Source organism: Pseudomonas avellanae BPIC 631, assembly GCF_000444135.1.
In the GTDB taxonomy this organism is placed as follows: Bacteria; Pseudomonadota; Gammaproteobacteria; order Pseudomonadales; family Pseudomonadaceae; genus Aquipseudomonas; species Aquipseudomonas avellanae.
Map to the genome: position 1 here is coordinate 1 of NZ_ATDK01000245.1, position 18,319 is coordinate 18,319.

10 protein-coding genes and 2 pseudogenes are annotated in these 18,319 nt (G+C 60.0%); 5 read left to right on the forward strand and 7 right to left on the reverse strand.

Annotation, left to right across the window (positions count from 1 at the left end):
- Window positions 1-115: 115 nt before the first annotated feature.
- Both DW49_RS0113425 and DW49_RS0113430 read right to left on the reverse strand, forming a co-directional pair.
- Window positions 116-610 carry a DUF934 domain-containing protein gene (locus DW49_RS0113425; protein WP_005617954.1) on the reverse strand — a complete coding sequence of 165 codons (495 nt, stop codon included), beginning with the start codon at window positions 608-610 and terminating at the stop codon, window positions 116-118.
- The gene (locus tag DW49_RS0113430; RefSeq protein WP_005617956.1) at window positions 594-2,252 is read right to left on the reverse strand and encodes a nitrite/sulfite reductase; all 1,659 of its coding nucleotides are present in this window, start codon (window positions 2,250-2,252) and stop codon (window positions 594-596) included. The genes DW49_RS0113425 and DW49_RS0113430 overlap by 17 nt, the downstream gene beginning before the upstream one ends.
- Before the next feature lie 549 nt (window positions 2,253-2,801).
- Between DW49_RS0113430 and DW49_RS01000000128370 the strand changes: the two are divergent.
- Window positions 2,802-3,898 (forward strand): annotated as a pseudogene (locus tag DW49_RS01000000128370) (ABC transporter substrate-binding protein).
- A 9-nt stretch (window positions 3,899-3,907) separates the two neighbouring features.
- On the opposite strand, the gene metH reads toward DW49_RS01000000128370, so the two are convergent.
- The gene (metH, locus tag DW49_RS0113445; RefSeq protein ID WP_005617960.1) at window positions 3,908-7,627 is read right to left on the reverse strand and encodes a methionine synthase; all 3,720 of its coding nucleotides are present in this window, start codon (window positions 7,625-7,627) and stop codon (window positions 3,908-3,910) included.
- Between the two features lie 157 nt (window positions 7,628-7,784).
- Here metH and DW49_RS0113450 point away from each other — a divergent pair, with 157 nt between their 5' ends.
- The 3 genes from DW49_RS0113450 to nfuA all read left to right on the forward strand — a co-directional run bounded on the left by DW49_RS0113450 (window position 7,785) and on the right by nfuA (window position 11,959).
- A complete protein-coding gene (locus tag DW49_RS0113450) occupies window positions 7,785-10,097 on the forward strand; it encodes a fatty acid cis/trans isomerase (RefSeq protein ID WP_081591532.1) in 2,313 nt (770 codons plus the stop codon).
- Window positions 10,098-10,170: 73 nt separating this feature from the next.
- Window positions 10,171-11,295, forward strand: coding sequence for an acyltransferase family protein (locus tag DW49_RS0113455; RefSeq protein ID WP_005617965.1), 1,125 nt, complete (start codon window positions 10,171-10,173; stop codon window positions 11,293-11,295).
- 70 nt (window positions 11,296-11,365) lie between these two features.
- Window positions 11,366-11,959, forward strand: coding sequence for a Fe-S biogenesis protein NfuA (gene nfuA / locus DW49_RS0113460; protein WP_002553665.1), 594 nt, complete (start codon window positions 11,366-11,368; stop codon window positions 11,957-11,959).
- Window positions 11,960-12,216: 257 nt separating this feature from the next.
- On the opposite strand, the gene DW49_RS0113465 is transcribed toward nfuA, so the two are convergent.
- The 4 genes from DW49_RS0113465 to DW49_RS0113480 are packed head-to-tail and all read right to left on the reverse strand — an operon-like array spanning window position 12,217 to window position 17,810.
- Entirely contained in the window at window positions 12,217-14,166 is a 1,950-nt protein-coding gene (locus DW49_RS0113465; RefSeq protein WP_005617975.1) for an acetyl/propionyl/methylcrotonyl-CoA carboxylase subunit alpha, read from the reverse strand.
- Window positions 14,163-15,011, reverse strand: coding sequence for a gamma-carboxygeranoyl-CoA hydratase (locus DW49_RS0113470; RefSeq protein ID WP_005617977.1), 849 nt, complete (start codon window positions 15,009-15,011; stop codon window positions 14,163-14,165). Before DW49_RS0113470 ends, DW49_RS0113465 begins: the two co-directional genes overlap by 4 nt.
- A 14-nt stretch (window positions 15,012-15,025) precedes the next feature.
- Window positions 15,026-16,633, reverse strand: coding sequence for a carboxyl transferase domain-containing protein (locus DW49_RS0113475; RefSeq protein WP_005617979.1), 1,608 nt, complete (start codon window positions 16,631-16,633; stop codon window positions 15,026-15,028).
- A gap of 13 nt (window positions 16,634-16,646) precedes the next feature.
- Complete coding sequence (locus tag DW49_RS0113480) at window positions 16,647-17,810, reverse strand: isovaleryl-CoA dehydrogenase (RefSeq protein WP_005617980.1); 1,164 nt, start codon at window positions 17,808-17,810, stop codon at window positions 16,647-16,649.
- Window positions 17,811-17,993: 183 nt separating this feature from the next.
- Here DW49_RS0113480 and DW49_RS1000000130135 point away from each other — a divergent pair.
- A pseudogene (locus DW49_RS1000000130135) lies at window positions 17,994-18,224 on the forward strand (hypothetical protein); the annotation flags it as partial.
- Window positions 18,225-18,319 lie beyond the last annotated feature (95 nt).

Sequence of the window (18,319 nt, forward strand, 5' to 3'; positions counted from 1 at the left end):
ATCGCAGAACCGCTGTGTGACGCGCAGCGCCACAAACGAGGACGCAGAGCGTCCAGAACTGCGTCCCCACGCTGAGCGTGGGAACGATAGTCAAAGCTGATTCAAGCCAGCGGAATCAGCGCCTGCGGAACAACGGCAGCGGCTCGTCGGTCGCCGCCTGATACGTTACCGAAAAGTCCTTGAGGCCTTCCAGTGCATCGTGCGGGTCTTTGTCGGCACGCACGGCGAAGGCATCGAAGCCGCAGCGGCGCATGTAGAACAATTGGTCGCGCAACACATCGCCGATGGCGCGTAATTCGCCTTTGAAACCATAGCGATCACGCAACAGGCGCGCATTGGAGAAACTACGGCCGTCGGTAAACGCCGGGAAATTCAAGGCAATGACCTGAAACTGATCGACATCCTCGCCAATCTCTTCAGCTTCTTCATCGCTGTCCAGCCATACCCCCAGTCCGCCATCACGCACCTTGAGTGCATGCGCGTGCTCGCGCCACAGTGCCAGCGGCACGATCAGGTCGTCGCAGTTGGACAGGCTGTCAAAGGTCGTATCCTTGGGCAGCAGGTGCCAGGTCTCATCGATGACTTCGTTGTTCTTAATGATTCGCTGCATAGACACGCTCCTTGAAAGGGTCAATGCCAATCCGCTGGTAAGTGTCGATGAAACGTTCGTCTTCGTTACGTTTCTCAACGTACACGTCGATCAGCTTCTCGATCACGTCAGGCATCGCATCCTGGGCAAAGGACGGGCCGAGGATCTTGCCCAGGCTCGCGTCACGGCTGGCGCTGCCGCCGAGTGAAACCTGATAGAACTCTTCGCCTTTCTTGTCCACGCCCAGTACGCCGATGTGGCCCACGTGGTGGTGGCCGCAGGCGTTCATGCAGCCGGAAATGTTCAGGTCCAGCTCGCCGATATCGAACAGGTAGTCCAGGTCGTCGAAACGGCGCTGGATCGATTCGGCAATCGGGATCGACTTGGCGTTGGCCAGCGAGCAGAAATCACCGCCAGGGCAGCAGATGATGTCAGTCAGCAGGCCGATGTTCGGTGTGGCAAAGCCATTGTCACGCAACTCGTTCCACAGCGTGAACAGCTCGGCCTGCTCGACGTCGGCAAGAATGATGTTCTGTTCGTGCGAGGTGCGCAGTTGGCCAAAGCTGAAACGGTCAGCCAGGTCGGCGATGGTGTCCAGTTGCTTGTCTGTCACGTCGCCCGGCGCAACGCCGGTCGGCTTGAGCGACAGGGTCACGGCAATGTAACCCGGCTTCTTGTGCGCCAGCACATTGCGTTGACGCCAGCGCGCAAAGCCCGGGTGTTGAGCTTCCAGCGCAGCCAGTTCGACATGCTGGTCGTCGAGGGCCTTGTACTGCGGGTCGACAAAGTGCCGCGAAACGCGCTGCACTTCGGCTTCGGTCAGGGTGGTCTGGCCGCCGCGCAGGTGAGCCATTTCGGCATCGACCTTGGCCGCGAACACTTCAGGCGTCAGCGCCTTGACCAGAATCTTGATGCGCGCCTTGTACTTGTTGTCGCGACGACCATATCGGTTATAGACCCGCAGAATGGCGTCCAGGTAGCTCAACAGGTCCTGCCACGGCAGAAACTCGTTGATGAAGGCGCCAACCACTGGCGTACGGCCCAGACCGCCGCCGACCAGCACCCGGAAGCCCAGCTCGCCAGCTTCGTTGCGCAGTGGCTCAAGGCCGATGTCATGCACTTCGATGGCGGCACGGTCGCTGGTAGAGCCATTGATGGCGATCTTGAACTTGCGCGGCAGGTAGGCGAATTCCGGGTGGAAGGTGGTCCACTGACGGACGATCTCGCACCACGGGCGCGGGTCCACAAGTTCGTCTGCGGCCACGCCGGCAAACTGGTCGGTGGTCACGTTGCGCAGGCAGTTGCCGCTGGTCTGGATAGCGTGCATCTGCACGGTCGCAAGCTCGGCCAGGATATCGGGCACGTCTTCCAGCGCAGGCCAGTTGAACTGCACGTTCTGACGGGTGCTGATGTGCGCGTAGCCCTTGTCGTAATCGCGGGCAATCTTCGCCATCATGCGCGCCTGACGCGAAGTCAGTTGGCCGTAGGGCACCGCCACGCGCAACATCGGCGCGAAGCGCTGAACATAGAGCCCGTTTTGCAGGCGCAACGGTCGAAACTCTTCTTCGCTCAGTTCCCCGGCCAGGTAACGGCGGGTCTGATCCCGGAACTGCTTGACGCGGTCCTCGATGATCTTCTGATCGTAATCGTCGTATACGTACATATAGGTCCTGTTCTCAGGCTTCGTCATGAAGCAGGCCGGTTGCGTCAGTACGGACGTATGGCCCGTCGCTTGCTGCTGCCTGCTTCATCTGGTCAATTCTGCGCGCACGGCCGCGCACTCCTTTGGGAGCGGAGGCGACGATAGCAGTTTGCAGATATCGATAAAAGTGATGTTTATATATATGCAAATCACTAAAAGCGATAAGCAATTCGCCTTTCGATCATACCCCCACTTGCCGTGTGGGCAAGACTCGACTTAACTGAGCGGTACCGCAGCCAAACGCGCAGCGGATCACGTTTTCATGTGCAATCACCCATAAGACCGACAAGAGGCGATGCGATGAGCAAGCACCCTAAAGTAGCCAAGCTAGGCCGATCCGTGGACACTTGGGCCATTCTGTTTATTGTGATTCTGGCCGTGGGCGCGGCGATGTTCTGGGCCAGCAGCCGGTAATGGGCTGAATAAACAGGCAGCCAGTCTCCAGAACCTTGCGGTAGCAGCCGATAAATCGCGTGTAGCGGTAAATCCCTGTTGTTTCAAGGTTGGACTATGAAGGCGTTATTTGCTGGCTGGTTGATGGTGGTCGGTTGTGTGTGGGCCGGATCTGCATTCGCCGCCTCTGTGGTATTTCTCAGCCCCGGTACTGAAACCGACGGCTATTGGCAGAGCCATGCCCGGGTGATGCAGACGGCTGCCAACACCACCGGCATGTCGCTGAAAATACTGTATACGGACCGCGATACCCGCAAGTTGCTCGCCTTGGCGCGCGAAACGCTGCAGGGCTACGTGCGTCCGGATTATCTGATGTTCTCCAATGAGCTGAACGTTGCCCCGGAAATTCTGCGCATGTCGACGGGCAGTGGGGTCAAGCTGTTTGCGGTCAACAACACGCTGACGGCGGATCAGATCCGTATTCTGGGTGATCTGCCAACGCGCTACCCGGATTTCATCGGCAGTCTGGTCGGCAACGATGAGGAGGGCGGTTACCTGACGGCGAAGCGACTTATCAGCCTGGTTCTTCCGGTTGCCGAGGGGCAGGTTGTCGACATGCTGGCGTTCTCAGGCACCAACACCACACCGGTTTCCCTGCAGCGCGAAAAAGGGATGTTGCGTGCGCTGTCCGAACACCCTGAGGTGCACCTGCGGCAGATCGCGCTGGGTGGCTGGCGTCGGGATCGAGCGGTAGAGCAGGCTCGCGTGCTGTTCAGGCGCTACCCGCAGACGCGCTTGGTGTGGGCGGCCAACGAGCAAATGGCGTTTGGTGCAATGGATGCCCTGCGCGAAAAAGGCGGCAAACCGGGCGAGGACGTGTTGTTCAGCGCCATCAACGGCACGGCGCTGTCGTTGCAGGCACAACTCAATGGCAGCCTGAGCGCAGTGGCGACCGGGCATTTCACGTTGGGTGGGCAATCATTCTGCTGCATCGCTACGACACGGCGCAAAAGCAGGCCCGCCAGCAAGTCGGCGCGCGGACAATTGATGTGGTGCACCTGGTCGAGCCACAAGACACACAGCGGTTTCTCGACGCGACCCGCGATGAGCGCTACAGGCTTGATATCCAGGCGTTCAACGTGGGTGCTTTTGGCGAAGCGTCACCTTTTTCGCTGAAAAGCATGTTGCCGCCTGTAGGGTCGGGCGGCAAATAGCCGTCTGCTTTATTCGTCGTAGCCGAGGTTGGGTGCCAGCCAGCGTTCGGTGACGCTCAGGTCCTGGCCTTTGCGCGCCGTGTAGCTTTCGACCTGATCCTTGTCGACCTTGCCGACGGCAAAGTACTGCGCCTGAGGGTGAGCGAAATACCAGCCGCTGACTGCCGCCGCCGGGAACATGGCGTAGTGCTCGGTCAGGAACACACCGCTTTTGCCCGGTGTTTGCTCGGGCGTGCCTTCCGGCAGCGGATCGAGCAGGGCGAACAGGGTGCCCTTTTCGGTATGGTCAGGGCACGCCGGATAGCCCGGAGCTGGGCGAATGCCCATGTACTGCTCCTTGATCAGCGCCTCGTTGTCCAGCGCCTCGTCTTTCGCGTAACCCCAGTAATCCTTGCGCACCTGTTGGTGCAGCCACTCGGCGCAGGCTTCGGCGAGACGGTCGGCCAAGGCCTTGACCATGATCGAGTTGTAGTCGTCGCCGTTGTCCTGATAGGCCTTGGCCACCTCTTCGGCGCCGATGCCAGCGGTGGTGATGAAACCACCGATGTAGTCGGTCAGGCCGCTGTCCTTGGGCGCCACGAAGTCTGCCAGTGAGAAATTCGGTTTGCCATCAGGCTTGATGGTCTGCTGGCGCAGGTGGTGCAGTTTCGCCAGCGGCTTGCCGTCTTCGCCGTAGACTTCCAGATCGTCATCGTTGACCTGATTGGTCGGCCAGAAGCCGAACACGGCGCGCGCGCTGATCAGTTTTTCATCGATCAGTTTGCGCAGCATTTGCCGGGCATCTTCAAACAGTGCAGTGGCCGCTTCGCCAACGACTTCGTCGGTCAGGATGCGCGGGTATTTACCGGCCAGGTCCCAGGAAATGAAGAACGGCGTCCAGTCGATGTAATCAGCCAGCACGTTCAGGTCGATGTCGTGCAGAACGCGGGTGCCCGTGAAGGTCGGCTTGGCAGGGGTGTAACTTTCCCAGTCGAACTTCGGCTTTTTCGCCACCGCCGCGCCATAGCTCAGGCGCTCGGTGCGTGCACTGCGCGCCGACGTGCGTTCGCGGACTTCGACGTACTCAAGGCGGGTTTTTTCAATAAACGCCGGTTTAAGCTCTTTCGACAGCAACTGGGTCGCGACCCCCACGGCGCGGGAGGCATCGGTGACGTAGATCACTGCATCGTTGCTGTATTTAGGCTCGATCTTGACCGCCGTGTGCGCCTTGGAGGTGGTCGCACCGCCGATCATCAGAGGCAGGTGGAAGTCCTGACGCTGCATTTCACGGGCAACGTGCACCATCTCGTCCAGTGACGGGGTGATCAACCCGGACAGGCCGATGATGTCGCACTTCTCGTCGCGGGCAACCTGCAGGATCTTCTCGGCAGGCACCATCACGCCCAGATCGACGATGTCATAGCCGTTACAGCCCAAAACCACGCCGACGATGTTCTTGCCGATGTCGTGAACGTCGCCCTTGACCGTGGCCATGAGAATCTTGCCCTTGGCTTCGGGCTTGTCGCCTTTTTCCAGTTCGATGAACGGAATAAGGTGCGCCACTGCCTGTTTCATCACCCGTGCAGACTTCACCACCTGCGGCAGGAACATCTTGCCCGCGCCGAACAGGTCGCCGACCACGTTCATGCCGGACATCAGCGGGCCTTCGATCACCTCGATAGGCCGGGTGAAGCCCAGGCGCGACTCTTCGGTGTCCTGCACGATATGGGTAGTGATGCCCTTGACCAGCGCGTGCTCGAGGCGCTGGTTGACCGGCCAGCTGCGCCATTCTTCGGTTTCAGCTTCCTTGACACTGCCATCGCCCTTGTACTTGTCGGCAATAGCCAGCAACGCGTCGGTGCCCTCGGGATTACGGTTAAGCACCACGTCTTCGACACAGTCGCGCAGCTCGGCCGGGATCTGGTCGTAGATTTCCAGCTGCCCGGCATTGACGATGCCCATGCTCAGGCCGTTGCGGATCGCGTGCAGCAGGAACACCGAGTGAATGGCTTCACGTACCGGGTTGTTGCCGCGGAACGAGAACGACACGTTGGACACGCCGCCCGAGGTCAGGGCGTGCGGCAGTTCATCGCGGATGTAGGCGCAGGCGTTGATGAAGTCCACGGCATAATTGTTGTGTTCTTCGATACCGGTGGCAATGGCGAAGATGTTCGGGTCGAAGATGATGTCTTCCGGCGGGAAGCCCACTTCATTGACCAGAATGTCGTAAGAGCGCTTGCAGATTTCCTTCTTGCGCGCTTCGGTGTCGGCCTGGCCCTGTTCGTCGAAGGCCATCACCACGACTGCCGCACCGTAGCGCTTGCACAGGCGAGCGTGATGAATGAACTGCTCGACGCCTTCTTTCATGCTGATCGAGTTGACGATGCCCTTGCCCTGAATGCACTTGAGGCCGGCTTCGATCACTTCCCACTTGGAAGAGTCGATCATTATCGGCACGCGAGAGATATCCGGCTCGCCTGCGATCAGGTTGAGGAAGGTCACCATCGCCTTCTTCGAGTCGAGCATCCCTTCGTCCATGTTGATGTCGATCACCTGGGCACCGGCTTCGACCTGTTGCAGGGCGACTTCCAGCGCTTCGGTGTAGTTGTCTTCACGGATCAGGCGGGCAAAGCGGGCGGAGCCGGTGATGTTGGTGCGCTCGCCGACGTTGACGAACAGCGACTGACGATCGATGGTGAACGGTTCGAGGCCCGACAAACGGCAGGCTTTCGGAATGTCCGGAATTTCTCGTGGCGCGTAACCAGACACTGCCTCGGCAATCGCCTTGATGTGCGCAGGCGTGGTGCCACAGCAGCCGCCGACGATGTTCAAAAAGCCGCTTTGAGCGAATTCTTCGATGATCTTCGCCGTCTGGCTCGGCAGTTCGTCGTATTCGCCAAACGCATTGGGCAGGCCGGCGTTGGGGTGCGCAGACACATGCGTGTTGGCCTTGTTGGCCAGCTCTTGCAGGTAAGGGCGCAGTTCGCTGGCACCCAGGGCGCAGTTCAGACCGACGGAGACCGGTTTGGCATGGCTGATCGAATTCCAGAACGCTTCGGTGGTCTGGCCCGACAGGGTGCGGCCGGAGGCGTCGGTGATGGTGCCGGAAATCATGATCGGCAGTTCAAAACCCAATTCCTCGAATACGCCCTGCACGGCAAAGATGGCTGCTTTGGCGTTGAGGGTGTCGAAGATGGTTTCGATCAGGATCAGGTCGGCGCCGCCCTCGATCAGGCCTTTGGTGGCTTCGGTGTAGTTCTCCACCAGTTCGTCGAACGTGACGTTGCGATAGCCGGGATTGTTGACGTCCGGCGACAGCGAGCAGGTGCGGCTGGTCGGGCCGAGCACGCCGGCAACGAAGCGCGGTTTGTCCGGGGTTTCGAGGGTTTTGGCGTCTGCGACCTTGCGGGCCAGACGGGCGCCTTCGACGTTCAGCTCGTAAACGATCGATTCCATGCCGTAATCGGCCTGGGACACCTGTGTGGCGTTGAAGGTATTGGTTTCGAGGATGTCGGCACCGGCATCCAGATACGCCTTCTCGATGGCGCCGATCACGTCGGGACGGGTCAGGATCAGCAGGTCGTTGTTGCCCTTGACGTCGCTTGGCCAGTCAGCAAAGCGTTTGCCTCGGTAGTCTTCTTCCTCGAGCCTGTAGCTCTGGATCATGGTGCCCATGCCGCCATCGAGGATCAGAATCCTCTGTTTCAGAGCAGTGATAAAGGCATGATGGCGGGCGCTGCGGTCAGACATGGGGGCTACCTTGAGAAGGTCGATGCTTTAAAGGTGGCGATGATAGCAAACCGGAACGCTTTTGGTGGTGTTGTGCCTTTTGCATGAAAATCATTCATGTTGGGGTCGGCTATGCCCATGTAGAATTGTACCATTTTAATATCAGAGCCTTCGGGATATGCCGCTCCGTTTGTTGGCAAGCGTCGCCTTGCTGTTTATCTGCTGTGCTACCCAGGCCCAGAACCTCAGATCGCCCGCTACATCAACGCCACCGGCTATTTCCTATGTTCAGGACATTCAGCCAATCCTTACCGAGAAGTGCGTTGCCTGCCACGCTTGCAATGACGCGCCGTGCCAGTTGAATCTGGGCAGCGGGGAAGGGCTGAGCCGTGGCGCGAGCAAGATTCCTGTCTATCAAGGGGAGCGTAGCGAAGCGGTTGCGCCCACCCGGCTGTTTTACGATGCGCGCAACACTGATGCATGGCGCGGTAAAGGCTTCTATTCGGTACTGGAAGCTCAGGGCGGTCAGGCGGCTTTGATGGCGCGCATGCTCGATCTGGGGCGCAGCGCGCCGTTGCCGGCCAACAGCAAAATCCCCGATGAGATCGCGCTGGGCCTCAATCGCGAGAACGTCTGCCCGCTGCCCGGCGAATTCAATGCCTATGCTGCGGCCCATACGCAGCAAGGCATGCCGCTGGCAGTCGCCGGCCTGACCGACGCTGAATACCAGACACTGCAGCGCTGGCTGGCCGCCGGCGCGCCGGTTGAACAGCAGTCGATTACGCCGAGCGTCAGCGAGACTGCGCAAATCAACGCCTGGGAGGCGCTGCTCAACCAGCCGGGTGCCAGGCAGGCGCTGGTCGGCCGCTGGCTGTTCGAGCATTTGTTTCTGGCGCACATCTATTTCGAGGGCGGCGAGACGCAACACTTTTTCCAGTGGGTACGCTCGCGAACCCCAAGTGGCCAACCGGTGGACCTGATCGCCACCCGGCGTCCCGATGACGACCCAGGCAGTGACTTCTATTACCGCCTGGTGCCCGTGCAAGGCGTGATCGTTCATAAGACCCACATCACCTACGCGATGAACCCGCAGAAACTCGCCCGCGTCCGCCAGCTGTTCTATGGCACCGACTGGACAGTCGACGCGCTGCCCGGTTACGGTCCGGGCCACCGTGCCAATCTGTTTCTGACCTTTGAAGCGATTCCGGCCGCCGCGCGTTACCAGTTCATGCTCGATAACGCCGAGTATTTCGTGCGTACGTTTATCCGTGGGCCGGTCTGCCGCGGGCAGATTGCGACCGATGTGATTCGTGACCAGTTCTGGGTACTGTTTCAAGACCCCGCGCACGATCATTACATCACTGATGCCACCTATCGCGGGCACGCAATGCCGTTGCTGGCCATGCCGGGGCAGAACGACGACGTCGGCAGTGTGCTCAGCCTGTGGTTGTCTTACCGGGACCGGCGTAACCAGTACGAGGACCTGCGCCGCGACAGCTACGCAAAAATGCCTGCGCCGGGCTGGAGCACACTGTGGGCGGGCAACGACAATGCCTTGCTGACCGTTTTCCGCCATTTCGACAGCGCTTCGGTGAACAAGGGCCTGATCGGCGATGTGCCGCACTCCATGTGGTTGTTCGACTTTCCCCTGCTTGAACGCACCTATTACCAGTTGGCGGTAAATTTCGACGTCTACGGCAACGTTTCCCATCAGGCGCAGACACGGCTGTATTTCGACCTGATCCGCAACGGCGCGGAGATCAACTTCCTGCGCCTGATGCCTGCCGACCAGCGCGACGGCATGCTCGGCAACCTGTATCAGGATGGCGGCAAATTCAAGATGTGGCTGGATTATCAGAGCATCGACGACGATACGCCGACCGGCATCAAGCTCGACGCGAAGGCCCCGCAGCGTGACTTCGCGCTCAAGCTTATCGAGCGCGCCGGCAGCTTGAACGCCGCGCCGGACCCGATCAATCGCTGCACCGGTGCTTATTGCTCGCGGGCCAATCTGGACAGCACGTTCGCCCAGGCAGAACAGGCGCTGAGCCGCTTGACTTCACGTCCGGCGGCGGGCTTGAAAGTCATCGATCAACTGCCCGAAGCGAGCATGCTGCGCATCGAGGGCAGCGACGGCAAGCGGATGATGTACAGCATGCTGCGCAACCGCGCGCACAGTAACGTCGCGTTTCTGCTGGGTGAGTCGTACCGCTATATTCCGGGCCTGGACACCCTGACCATTTATCCCGGCGTACTGAGCAGCTACCCGAACTTCATCTTCAATATTCCGGCTGCGCAAGTGCCTGCCTTTGTCGAGGCCATGCAGCAGAGCAAGGGCCAGGCGAGTTTTGAACAGATCGTCCAGCGTTGGGGCATTCGCCGGACCCACCCACTGTTCTGGACCTATTTCCACGACCTGAATCGCTACCTTCAGGAAACCGAACCGCGTGAAGCGGCGGTGCTGGACATGAATCGCTACGAGAACCTCTAAACCGGCGTCGTCGCGCCACAAGCCATACGGAACATGGCCTGCGGCCATCGCCCGTTCCTGAACGAAACGCATCTTGCGCGACCTTTTTTTCAAAACAGTGGTCGGAAAGGGTGCGCGTCATGGGCCGGTTGCAGACCGGCGCGTGATTGAAAGTCAGGCGGTAGAGGTTTTTGTGATGTTGATTTCAGTTCAGGCCCTACGGGCATTCGCGGCGTGGGTCGTGGTATGCCATCACTTCATGCAGATTTTTTTCGACTTCAAGGCCAGTGGGCCGATTGGCGAGTTTTTTGTGTCCAAGGGCGCGGTCGGCGTCGATATCTTCTTCGTCATCAGCGGTCTGGTGATTTTCCTTTCCACCCAGAACAGCGACATTCCACCCCGGCGTTTCATCCTGCATCGTCTGATTCGCATCGTTCCGGCCTACTGGCTGTACACCGCCGCCATGGCCTTGCTGTTGCTGATCGCCGCGCCCATGCTGCCGCATCAAGTGATCGGCTGGCAGAACTTCCTGCTGTCGCTGGTTTTCATTCCCTCGGAAAATCCCGGCGGCTATGGTCTGTACCCTACGCTGAACGTCGGCTGGACGCTCAACTACGAAATGTTTTTCTACCTGCTGTTCTCCATGGTCTTTCTGTTTGAACAGCGCCATCGACCGCTGATCATTGCCGCCGCGCTGTTTGCGGTCAGTGAAGTGCTGGCCAAAGCGGGGCTGATCAGCAGGTTTTACGGCAATGACATTGTTTACGAGTTTCTGCTGGGTATCGGTATCGGCATCCTTTATCGCCGTGGCTGGATCAGGCAGGCAGTGTGGCTGCCGCTGGCAGGCATCGCGGTGGGGCTGTATGCCATCAATCACCTGACCAATGAGCAGCGTCTGCTGAATTGGGGCTTGCCGAGCGCCTTGATTGTGCTGTCGTGTATTTCTCTGGAACCGTTTTTCAAAGGCAGCCGCTTGCTCAAGGTACTGGGTGACTGCTCGTATTCGGTGTACCTGCTGCATGTGCTGGTGCTGTACGGCGGGTTGCTGATGGCGCAACGCTATGGCTTGAGCCCTTACGTGGTATTCGCGTTCTGCGTGCCGGTCATCGCCATCGGCGCGTGGGTCAGTTACGAGTGGATCGAGAAGGGCCTGTACCGGCGCATGAAGGGCTGGCTGGACAGCCGCCGGGCGGTCAGGCAGGCGCAGGCATTAACCTGACAAAAACACTAGGACTTTGTATGGCGCGGCTGATTGGCGTAAACTGCCCGCACGTCTGCGAGGAATTTTCATGACCGCTATCACTATTACCGATGCCGCCCACGATTATCTGGCCGATCTGCTGGAAAAGCAGAATACCCCAGGCATCGGCATCCGCGTGTTTATCACCCAGCCCGGCACTCAGTATGCTGAAACCTGCATTGCCTACTGCAAGCCCGGCGAAGAAAAGCCGGAAGACAAGGCCATCGGCCTGAAGAGCTTCACCGCCTGGATCGATGGTTTCAGCGAAGCTTTTCTGGATGATGCCGTTGTCGATTACGCCACCGACCGCATGGGCGGCCAGTTGACCATCAAGGCCCCGAACGCCAAGGTGCCGATGGTCAATGCCGACAGCCCGATCAACGAACGCATCAATTACTACCTGCAAACCGAGATCAACCCTGGGCTCGCCAGCCACGGTGGCCAGGTCACGTTGATCGACGTGGTCGAGGAAGAGGCGAAAAACATCGCTGTCCTGCAATTCGGCGGCGGTTGCCAGGGTTGCGGTCAGGCGGATGTCACGCTGAAGGAAGGCATTGAGCGCACGCTGCTCGAGCGTATTCCAGAGCTGTCGGGCGTTCGTGATGTGACCGACCATACGCAGAAGGAAAACGCTTACTACTAAGCGTCGATGCTACCGCGCTCAGCGTCATACACCCGTCTGCTTCTGATTCTGGCCAACGGCCGTGGGAGCTGACCGGACGACGCTTCGCTTGTCCGCGATCTCTTGATTTTCGTAGGAGCGGACTTGTCCGCGAACTGCCGGGAACCGGCAGCAAAACCGGTGCGCACGGTACATCAGGTGCAGCCGAGGTAGCAGGTTTCCAGGGCGTTTCGCAGCCAAACATCCAGCCAAGGCGCTAATCTGCGCAGACAGATTACTCAACCCATCTCCACTAGCACCGCCCCCTCATTGACCATCTCGCCTTCACGGCAATAAAGCGCGTTGATGACCCCGGCACTGGCTGCGCGGATGCTGTGTTCCATTTTCATCGCCTCCAGCACCACCAGTTGCGCCCCGGCCTCGACCGTCTGGCCCACTTCGACCAGCACGCGCACGATGCTGCCGTTCATGGGCGCAGCCAGGCCGCCGTGCTGGCTTTGAGCGGCGTCAGTGTGGCTGACCGGGTCGATTTTACTGACGGAGTGCAGGACGCCCTGCCATTTGAGGTACAGCGTATCGCCACGACGGACTGCCAGGTTTTTCTGACGCACGCCGTCGCGCTCGCTGTGCAGGTGCTCGCCATCCAGTCGCAATAACCGGGCATCGTTATCCAGCAAGCGAACCGCCCGGGTTTCGCCGTCGCAGCTCAGTTGCAGGTCCGTTTCGGCAGGCATGCCAGCGCGAAAGCCGCTCATGGCGGCCCACGGCGAATACGGGGCTGCGTGATCAAGACGTGCCGGCTCGCTTTGCCGGAACGCTTCGCCAGCGGCTTGCCAGAACGTCTCGTCGGGCTCGCGTGTTTGCGGCAGCAACTGATCCTGATGACGGGGGATGAAGCCGGTATCAAGTTGCGCAGCGGCAAACGCCGGATGGGCGATGATGCGGCGCAGAAACGCCAGGTTGGTTTTGACGCCGCCCACGGCGAACTCGTCGAGCATGCCAAGCAGGCGCAGGCGAGCCTCTTCACGGTTTTCGCCCCAGGCAATCAGCTTGCCAAGCATGGGGTCATAAAATGGCGAAATGCTGTCGCCTTCGGCCACGCCGCTGTCCACACGCCTGCCAAGGCCGCTGGCAGGTTCTCGATAGAGCCGCAGCGTGCCGGTTGCGGGCAGAAAATCGTTGGCCGGGTCTTCGGCATACAGCCTGACTTCCATCGCATGGCCGACCAGCGGGACCTGCACTTGGGTGATAGGCAGCGATTCGCCTCGGGCCACACGGATCTGCCATTCCACCAGATCAAGCCCTGTGATGTATTCGGTCACCGGGTGTTCGACTTGCAGGCGGGTGTTCATCTCCATGAAGAAGAACTCGCCGCGTGCGTCCAGCAAAAACTCCACCGTGCCCGCGCCCACGTAGCCAATGGCTTGCGCGGCTTTGACCGCCGCTTCACCCATCGATTTGCGCAACTCAGGCGTCAGGCCCGGCGCTGGCGCTTCCTCGACGACTTTCTGATGGCGGCGCTGAATGGAACAGTCGCGTTCATTGAGGTACAGGCAATGACCCTGCTGATCAGCAAACACCTGAATCTCGACGTGACGCGGGCTGAGGACGTATTTCTCCACCAGCATCCGCGCATCGCCAAACGAGGAGAGCGCCTCACGTTGAGCCGAGGCCAGCGCTTCGGCCATTTCGCTGGCCTGCTCGACCACTTTCATGCCTTTGCCGCCGCCGCCCGCCGTGGCTTTCAACAGCACGGGGTAGCCGATGCGCTCGGCAGCCGCATGGAATGTGTCGATGTCCTGCGCAGCGCCGTGATAGCCCGGCACCAACGGTACGCCAGCCTGTTCCATCAGCGATTTGGCAGCGGACTTGCTGCCCATCGCGTCGATGGCCGAGGCGGGCGGGCCGAGAAAAACCAGCCCGGCAGCTTCGATAGCGCGGGCAAAGTCAGCGTTTTCAGACAAAAAGCCGTAACCGGGGTGGATCGCCTGTGCGCCGCTGGCCTTGGCTGCTTTGATGAGCTTGTCGACCACCAGGTAGCTTTCAGCCGCCTTGCTGCCGCCAAGGTCGACGCAGATATCGGCCTCGCGACTGTGGCGCGCGTCGCGGTCAATGGCGCTGTGTACGGCAACGGTGGTCAGGCCCATCTTTTTTGCGGTGCGCATGATGCGGCAGGCAATTTCCCCGCGGTTGGCGATCAGCAGTGTGGTCAGTTCAGGCGTGTTCATCGTTGCGAGTCCTTTTGTCGTTCTTCCAGAGCCGCAGGCTCGTCATCGCGTTGCTGCCAGCCGGGTGCGCGTTTTTGCAGAAAGGCGCGCAAACCTTCCTGACCCTCGGCACTGGTGCGGATGCGTGCAATAGCGCTTTCACAATAGCGACGCAGTGCAGGTGTGAGTTCGCCACTGCCGACTTCACGCAGCAATTCCTTGCTGGTGCGCATGGCCTGGGGGCTGTTGAGCAGCAGGTTGTCGATCCAGCCAAGCGTTTGCTGTTCAAGGTCGGCGAGGGGATAGCATTCGGCGATCAGGCCGATATGCCGGGCTTGCCGCCCATCGAAGCGCTCGGCGGTCAGCGCGTAACGGCGCGTCGCCCGTTCGCCGATGGCCTGCACCACGAACGGGCTGATAACCGCCGGTGCCAGACCAATGCGCACCTCCGACAGGCAGAACTGCGCGTCTTCGGCGGCGATGGCCATGTCGCAGCAACTGATCAGCCCCAGTGCACCGCCGAACGCGGCACCTTGCACCACCGCCAGGGTCGGAATTTTCAGTCTGGCAAGGGTGTACATCAGCTCGGCCAGCTCGCGTGCATCGTCCAGGTTGGTGTTGTAGTCCAGGTCCGCCGCCTGCTGCATCCAGGCAAGATCCGCCCCGGCACTGAAATGCCGGCCACGGCCGCGGATCAGCAAAAAGCGCAGGCCTGCATTGCCTTGCACCTGATCCAGCGCCAGGATCAGCTCGCGGATCATCTGTGCGTTGAAGGCGTTGTTCTTGTCCGCACGATTCAGCCACAACGTGGCGAAACCGCGTGGGTCGTGAAGCAGTTCTATGGTCGCGAATGAAGTCGTCGTCATGGTCGTTTCCCGGCTCACATTCGGAACAGGCCGAAGGTGGTAGGTTCGATGGGCGCATTGAGCGAGGCGCAGAGGGCCAGGGCGAGAATCTCGCGGGTCTGTGCCGGGTCGATGACCCCGTCGTCCCACAGGCGCGCACTGGAATAGTAAGGATGGCCCTGATGCTCATACTGATCGAGGATCGGTTGTTTCAGCTCGGCCTGCTGCTGCGCGCTGAACGCCTGACCGGCACGTTCGGCCTGCTCGCATTTGACCTGCACCAGCACACCGGCGGCCTGTTCGCCGCCCATTACGCCAATCCGGGCATTGGGCCACATCCACAGAAAGCGCGGGTCGTAGGCGCGGCCGCACATGCCGTAGTTACCGGCACCGAAACTGCCGCCGATGATCACCGTGAATTTCGGCACCTTCGCGCAGGCCACAGCGGTGACCAGTTTGGCGCCGTGTTTGGCAATGCCGCCTGCCTCGTACTTTTGGCCGACCATGAACCCGGTGATGTTCTGCAGAAACAGCAGGGGAATGCCCCGTTGGCAGGCCAGTTCGATGAAGTGCGCGCCTTTTTGCGCAGCCTCGGCGAACAGAATGCCGTTGTTGGCCAGAATCGCGATCGGGTAGCCATGCAAGCGTGCGAAACCGCAGACCAGTGTGGTGCCGAACAGCGCCTTGAACTCATCGAGCACCGAGCCATCCACCAGCCGGGCGATCACTTCCCGCACATCGAATGGCTGCTTGGTGTCCGCCGGGATAATGCCGTACAGCTCTTCGCCGGCGTACAGCGGCGCAATGGGCGCGATGGCGTTCAGCTGGCCCTGCTTGCGCCAGTTCAGGTTGGCAATACTGCGCCTGGCCAGCCCCAGCGCATGTTCATCGCTGTCGGCGTAATGATCGGCTACCCCGGATGTTCTGCAATGCACGTCGGCACCGCCCAGGTCTTCAGCGCTGACCACTTCACCGGTGGCGGCCTTGACCAGCGGCGGGCCAGCGAGAAATATCGTGGCTTGCTGGCGCACCATTATCGCTTCGTCGGCCATCGCTGGAACGTAAGCTCCGTCTGCGGTACAGGAGCCCATTACCACGGCAATCTGCGGAATGCCCTGGGCACTCATGTTCGCCTGATTAAAGAAAATCCGCCCGAAGTGTTCGCGGTCAGGAAACACCTCGTCCTGACGGGGCAGGTTGGCACCGCCGGAATCTACCAGGTAGATGCAAGGCAGGCGGTTCTGCTGGGCGATGGTCTGAGCCCGTAGGTGTTTTTTCACCGTCAGCGGATAGTACGAGCCGCCTTTGACTGTCGCGTCATTGGCAATGATCATGCATTCGACGCCTTCGACACGACCAATGCCGGCGATCACTCCGGCAGCCGGAACATCTTCGCCATACACCTCGTGCGCAGCCAGTTGGCCGATCTCCAGAAACGGCGAGCCGCTGTCGAGCAAACGGTTGATACGCTCGCGCGGCAATAGTTTGCCGCGTGAGGTGTGACGCTCCTGAGCCTTGGCGCCGCCGCCCTGGCGGACTTTACCCAGCAGGCTGCGCAGTTCCTCGACTTGCCTGATAAGTGCGTCGTGATTAAGGGCAAACTCCGCAGAGCGGACGTTGATTCGGGTGTGCAGAATGGCCATGGGAGCTCCGTAATCAACGGGTTTCGTTGAACAGTTCACGACCGATGAGCATGCGTCGGATCTCGCTGGTGCCGGCGCCGATCTCGTAGAGCTTGGCATCGCGCAGCAGCCGCCCAGCCGGAAACTCGTTGATGTAGCCGTTGCCGCCGAGAATCTGGATGGCGTCCAGCGCCATCTGGGTGGCGCGTTCGGCGCTGTAGAGAATCACGCCGGCGGCGTCCTTGCGCGTGGTCTCGCCACGATCACAGGCCTGGGCCACGGCATACAGGTACGCCCGGCTGGCGTTGAGCTGGGTGTACATGTCGGCAATCTTGCCCTGAATCAGCTGGAATTCGCCGATGCTCTGGCCAAATTGCTTGCGGTCGTGAATGTAGGGGACTACCACGTCCATGCAGGCCTGCATGATCCCGGTCGGCCCGCCAGAAAGCACGACGCGTTCGTAATCCAGGCCGCTCATCAACACCCTGACGCCGCCGTCGAGTACGCCCAGCAGGTTTTCTTCAGGCACTTCGACGTCGTCGAAAAACAGTTCGCAGGTGTTGGAACCGCGCATGCCGAGCTTGTCGAACTTGCTACCGCGAGAAAACCCCTTCCAGTCGTGCTCGACGATGAACGCGCTGATGCCATGCGCGGCCTTTCCCAGATCAGTCTTGGCGTAGATCACGTAGGTGTCGGCATCCGGCCCGTTGGTGATCCAGGTCTTGCTGCCATTGAGCACGTAGCGGTCGCCACGCTTGTCGGCGCGCAGCTTCATCGACACCACGTCCGAGCCGGCATTGGGTTCGCTCATGGCCAGCGCGCCGACGTGCTCACCGCTGATCAGCTTCGGCAGGTAGCGGGCTTTCTGCGCCGGGTTGCCGTTGCGGTTGATCTGGTTGACGCAGAGGTTCGAGTGCGCACCATAAGACAGTGCCACCGACGCCGAGCCACGGCTGATTTCTTCCATGGCCACCACATGCGCCAGATACCCCAGGCCCGCGCCGCCGTACTCTTCGCTGACGGTAATGCCCAGCACGCCCATCTCGCCGAACTTGCGCCAAATGTCGGCAGGAAACAGGTTGTCCTTGTCGATCTGGGCAGCGCGCGGGGAGATTTCTGCGGCGACGAAAGACTGCAGTTGGTCGCGCAGCATGTCGATGGTTTCACCCAGGGCGAAGTTCAGGCTGGGGTAACTCATGGGTAGCGTTCCTGTTTTATTCTTGGAGATGGTTCTGTGCGGATTGGCTATGACCTTTACGTTAACGTAAACCTGCGCGTGTGTGCTGTCAATCAGGCGCGTTTGCGCAGCGGCGGGGGAAGTTGAGGAGGCAAAAGCAAACGTCGGAAAGCACGAAGGGGAGCCTGGGCTCCCCTTCAAGGTATGTCTCTATGCTCTTTTTTGTTTTTCGGGAGGCCTGTTGTTGTTTTTGGCGACCTGACCCTTCACATCTTTTTTGAGCGGTCCATACACTGGACCAAGAGCAAACGTATTTTTTTGAGCGCTGATGTCACCTTTACCGTGCTTTTTATCGCAGCGATTCAACCAGTTCGGGAGCTGCCTCGGAGCAGTTTTATTGTTCTCTGTCTGGCTGCGAACGACTTGCAGGGCAAGTTGGGGATTCCACGCGCACTTGGACACCCATTCCACGAACACTTGGACAGTGATTCCACGCTGACTTGGACACTGATTCCACGAGCATCTGGACA

Bases quoted from the DNA above. Each gene is read 5' to 3' on its own strand.
- DW49_RS0113425 (WP_005617954.1), bottom strand. From the start codon at position 610: ATGCAGCGAATCATTAAGAACAACGAAGTCATCGATGAGACCTGGCAC.
- DW49_RS0113430 (WP_005617956.1), bottom strand. From the start codon at position 2,252: ATGTACGTATACGACGATTACGATCAGAAGATCATCGAGGACCGCGTC.
- metH (WP_005617960.1), bottom strand. From the start codon at position 7,627: ATGTCTGACCGCAGCGCCCGCCATCATGCCTTTATCACTGCTCTGAAA.
- DW49_RS0113450 (WP_081591532.1), top strand. From the start codon at position 7,785: ATGCCGCTCCGTTTGTTGGCAAGCGTCGCCTTGCTGTTTATCTGCTGT.
- nfuA (WP_002553665.1), top strand. From the start codon at position 11,366: ATGACCGCTATCACTATTACCGATGCCGCCCACGATTATCTGGCCGAT.
- DW49_RS0113465 (WP_005617975.1), bottom strand. From the start codon at position 14,166: ATGAACACGCCTGAACTGACCACACTGCTGATCGCCAACCGCGGGGAA.
- DW49_RS0113470 (WP_005617977.1), bottom strand. From the start codon at position 15,011: ATGACGACGACTTCATTCGCGACCATAGAACTGCTTCACGACCCACGC.
- DW49_RS0113475 (WP_005617979.1), bottom strand. From the start codon at position 16,633: ATGGCCATTCTGCACACCCGAATCAACGTCCGCTCTGCGGAGTTTGCC.
- DW49_RS0113480 (WP_005617980.1), bottom strand. From the start codon at position 17,810: ATGAGTTACCCCAGCCTGAACTTCGCCCTGGGTGAAACCATCGACATG.